This is a genomic window from Streptomyces corynorhini, from assembly GCF_003346515.1.
GTDB lineage: Bacteria > Actinomycetota > Actinomycetes > Streptomycetales > Streptomycetaceae > Streptomyces > Streptomyces corynorhini.
Genome location: NZ_QQNA01000424.1, coordinates 1 through 4418 on the forward strand (window position 1 = coordinate 1; position 4418 = coordinate 4418).

3 protein-coding genes and 2 pseudogenes are annotated in these 4418 nt (G+C 73.7%); 4 read left to right on the forward strand and 1 reads right to left on the reverse strand.

The genetic code is table 11. The features are described 5' to 3' along the window. From DVH02_RS33870 to DVH02_RS33885, 4 genes and pseudogenes are all read left to right on the forward strand, one after another. Positions 1–1459: M14 family zinc carboxypeptidase (locus DVH02_RS33870; protein ID WP_199566519.1), on the forward strand; the 1459-nt coding region annotated here is incomplete at its 5' end. Further along, a complete protein-coding gene (locus DVH02_RS33875; protein ID WP_114627660.1) occupies positions 1456–2382 on the forward strand; it encodes an ABC transporter permease in 927 nt (308 codons plus the stop codon). The genes DVH02_RS33870 and DVH02_RS33875, both read left to right, overlap by 4 nt. Then, a complete protein-coding gene (locus DVH02_RS33880; protein ID WP_114627661.1) occupies positions 2375–3409 on the forward strand; it encodes an ABC transporter permease in 1035 nt (344 codons plus the stop codon). The genes DVH02_RS33875 and DVH02_RS33880 overlap by 8 nt, the downstream gene beginning before the upstream one ends. A 4-nt stretch (positions 3410–3413) precedes the next feature. Beyond that, a pseudogene (locus tag DVH02_RS33885) lies at positions 3414–4175 on the forward strand (ABC transporter ATP-binding protein); the annotation flags it as partial. Here the strand turns inward: DVH02_RS33885 and DVH02_RS37055 are convergent. Beyond that, positions 4143–4418: pseudogene (locus tag DVH02_RS37055) on the reverse strand (ABC transporter ATP-binding protein); the annotation flags it as partial. The pseudogenes DVH02_RS33885 and DVH02_RS37055 sit on opposite strands and share 33 nt — an antisense overlap.

A 4418-nucleotide genomic window follows, 5' to 3' on the forward strand; every position in this document is an offset into this window, starting at 1 on the left:
CACCCCGTCCTCCCCCGTCCCCGAGAGCTGGGTACGGCGCGCCACGACCGTCCCGCCGACCTCCGTCTACCCGGGCGTGGACGACCTGCTGGCCTCCTTCCGCGCCCTGGCCGACCGCCACCCCGCGCTGGTCACCGAGGAGCGGATCGGCACCTCCACCCTCGGCGAGCCCCTGTACTGCTTCACCGTGCGCGACACCCCGGCCGACAGCGCGCGGGACGGCGCGCGGGACGGTCTGCGGGACGGCGCGGACGGCTCCGCCGACCGCCCCGACTACGTCGTCGTCGGCGGGGTCCACCCCAACGAGCCCGTCGGCGCCGTCACCGCCCTGCACCTCGCCACCACCCTGTGCGAGGACGACGCCCTGCGCACCCACTTCGGCGGCGCCTGGCACATCGTGCCCTGCGTCGACCCGGACGGCGCCCGGCTCAACGAGGGCTGGTACGCCCACCCCACCGACAAGCGGCTCTACGGACGCCACTTCTACCGTCCGGCGGGCCGCGAACAGGTCGAGTGGACCTTCCCGTTCGCCTACAAGGACGCCTACTTCGACAGCGTCCTGCCCGAGACCCTCGCGCTGATGCGGCTGATCGACGCCACCCGGCCGCGCTTCCTGACCACCCTGCACAACAGCGAGGCGGGCGGCGTCTACTACTACATCAACCGCCCCGCCCCCGAGCTGTACGACCTGCTCGCCGCCGTCCCCGCCGCCCTCTCCATCCCGCTGTCCACCGGCGAACCCGAGGCGCCGCACACCCCCCGCTACGCGCCCGCCGTCTTCGGCGCCATCGACATGCGCGACGCCTACGACTACCTCGAAAGCCTCGGCGCCGACCCGGCGAACGAGATCGGCGGCGCCTCCAGCGCCGCCTACGCCGAGAAGTACGGCACCTTCTACTTCGTCACCGAGGTCCCGCACTGGTCCCACCCCGAGGCCGACGACGACACCCTCACCACCGAGGGGTACGCCGACCTCGTGCGCCGCCGCGCCGAAGGGCTGCGCGAGGCCGGTGAGTTCCTGGGCGCCGTCCTCGACGCCGCCGCCCCGCATCTCGCCGTACCCACCCCGTTCCTGCGCGCCGTCAAGGACTTCGTGCCCTCCCTCACCAAGGTCGCCGACCTGGAGACGGCGCGGGCCGACGGGCTGGAGAACCGGCCCGCCACCGTCGCCGAACGCTACGGCTGCCAGGCGTCCGTGCACAGCTTCCGCATCCGCTTCGGCGGCATGCTGCTGCGCGCCCTCGACGCCGAACTCGCCGCGGGCACCGCCACCCCGACCGTCCGCGCCGCCCACCGCGAACTCCTCGCCACCTACACCGCGTGGCAGGACGAGGCGGAGCCGGCGACCGGCGACCCCATCCCGATCCCGGCCCTCGCCGGAATCCAGTACGCCGTCCTGCTGGCGGCGGCCGACCACGCCCGCACCCGCCGCCCCGCGCCCACCGAGGAACCCCGGTGACCCCGTACCTGATACGGCGGCTCGCCGAGGCCCTGATCGTCTTCTTCGGCGTCACCTTCCTCATCTACGCCATGGTGTACGCCCTGCCCGGCGACCCCGTGGCCGCGCTCGCGGGCGACCGGCCGCTCGCCCCGAGCGTCGTCCAGGCGGTGCGCGAGCAGTACCACCTCGACGAGCCGCTCCTCACCCAGTACGGCCACTACCTGGCCGGACTGGTCAGGGGCGACCTCGGTACGGACTTCAGCGGGCGGTCGGTCGGCGGCCAGCTGGCCGACCGCTGGCCGGTCACCGTCCGGCTCGCGCTGACCGCCTGGGTGATCGAGGCCGTCGCGGGCATCGGCCTCGGCGTCCTCGCCGCGCTGCGCAGGAACACCTGGACGGACCGCGCCGTACTCGCCTTCACCATCGGCGCCGTCTCCGTCCCCGTCTTCGTCCTCGGCTACACCGCGCAGGTCGTCCTCGGCGTCCGGCTGGGATGGTTCCCGGTGGCGGGCGACACGGCGGGCTGGCCGTCGAGCTATGTGCTGCCCGCCCTCGTCGTCGCCGCCTTCGGGGTCGCCTCGATCTCCCGGCTGGTACGCGCCGACGTCATCGAGAACCTCCGCGCCGACTACGTACGCACCGCCGTCGCCAAGGGACTCAGCAGACGCAGGACGGTCGTCGTGCACGTCCTGCGCAACTCGCTCGTCCCCGCCGTCACCTGTCTCGCCATCGACCTCGGATATCTGCTCGGCGGCACCGTGATCGTGGAGGGGATCTTCAACCTCCCGGGCATCGGCCAGCTGCTCTTCCAGGCCATCCGCGGCCACGCGGGACCCACCGTGGTCGGCGTCTCCACCGCGCTGATCCTGGTCTTCCTCGTCGCGAGCGTCCTGGTCGACCTGCTCAACAGCCTTCTGGACCCGAGGATCCGCCGTGACTGAGCCAGAGACCGACGCGACGAGGACCGCGCGAGCGCAGGCCCCGGCCACCGCCGGCACACCCACGTCCGGCGCCACGCCCACGTCCGGCGCCACGGCCACGTCCGCCGCCACGGCCACGTCCGCCGCCGCGCCCACGTCCGCCGCCGCGCCCACGTCCGCCGCCGCGTCGGCGCCCGCGGGCGCGCCCGGCACCGTAGGGCGCGAGCTGCGCCGCCGCCCGCTGTTCCTGGTCACCGGCGGCTGCGTCCTGCTGCTGCTCGTCCTCGCCGTCGCCCCCGGGCTCTTCGCGGGCTGGTTCGGCCACGGCGACCCCCGCGTCTGCGACCTCGGCGACAGCGCCCGGGGGCCCGCGCCCGGCCACCCCTTCGGCTTCGACACCCAGGGCTGCGACCTGTACGCCAACGTCGTGCACGGCGCCGGGGCCTCGCTCGGCGTCGGACTGCTCGCCACCGGCAGCGGACTCCTCGTCGCGCTGGTGCTCGGCACGCTCGCCGGGATGGCGGGACGGGTCGTGGACAGCGTCATCGCCCGCGTCACCGACATCTTCCTCGGCTTCCCGTTCCTGCTCGGCGCCGTCGTCGTCCTCAACACGGTCACCAGCCGCGACGTGTTCACCGTCGCCGCCGTCCTCGCCCTCTTCGGCTGGCCCGCCATGACCCGGGTCGTGCGCGCCTCGGTGCGCTCCGCCCGCGAGGCCGACTACGTCGTCATGGCCCGCAGCCTCGGCGGCAGTGAGTGGCACATCGTGCGGCGGCATGTGCTGCCCAACATCCTCACGCCCGTCCTCGTCCTCGCCTCCATCACCGTCGGCGGCGTCGTCGTCGCCGAGGCCGCGCTGACCTTCCTCGGCGTCGGCCTGCAGTCCCCCTCGATCTCCTGGGGCCTGCAGCTGGCGAGCGCCCAGAACACCTTCCAGACCCACCCCCATCTGCTGATCTTCCCAGGGCTGTTCCTGTCCTTCACCGTCTTCTCCCTGATCGCCTTCGGGGACACGGTGCGCGACGCCCTCGACCCGAGGACCCGGTGATCCGGTGACCGACCACCCGACAGAACCGCCCGCCCGCCGCCCCCTGCTGGAGGTCGCGGACCTCACCGTCGACCTGCTGCCGCACGGCGCCACCCAACGCGTCGTCGACGGCGTCTCGTTCACCCTCCACGAAGAGGAGACCCTCGCGCTCATCGGCGAGTCCGGGTCCGGCAAGAGCCTCACCGCCATGGCCGTCATGGGCCTGCTCCCGGCCGCCACCGCCCGCGTCGGCGGCCGGGTCCTGCACCGGGGCACGGAGCTGCTCACCCTGGGGCCCGCGGCGCTGCGCGCCCTGCGCGGCAGACACCTCGCCATGGTCTTCCAGGACGCCCTGTCCGCCCTCAACCCCAGCCTCACCGTGGGCCACCAGATCGCCGAGACCCTCAGAGCGCACGAGGACATCGGCCGCCGCGAGGCCCGCGCGCGGGCCATCGACCTGATGGCCCGCGTCCGCATCCCCGACCCGGCCCGCCGCTACCGCGACCACCCGCACCGCTTCTCCGGCGGGATGCGCCAGCGCGTCATGATCGCCATGGCGGTGGCGCTGCGCCCCAGCGTGCTCATCGCCGACGAACCCACCACCGCCCTCGACGTCACCGTGCAGGCACAGATCATGGAACTCCTCGCGGAGCTGCGCGAGGAGACCCGCTCCGCCCTCCTGCTGATCACCCATGACCTCGGCCTCGCCGCCGGCACCGCCGACCGCGTCGCGATCATGTACGCGGGCCGGATCGTCGAGCCGGGGTACGGCGTCGAGCAGGCCCCGGGTGTAGGGGTGCGCGGGGTGCGCGTACAGCTCCTCGACCGGTGCCCGCTCGACGATCCGGCCCGCGTACATGATCGCGACGCGGTCGGCGGTGCCGGCGGCGAGGCCGAGGTCATGGGTGATCAGCAGGAGGGCGGAGCGGGTCTCCTCGCGCAGCTCCGCGAGGAGTTCCATGATCTGTGCCTGCACGGTGACGTCGAGGGCGGTGGTGGGTTCGTCGGCGATGAGCACGCTGGGGCGCAG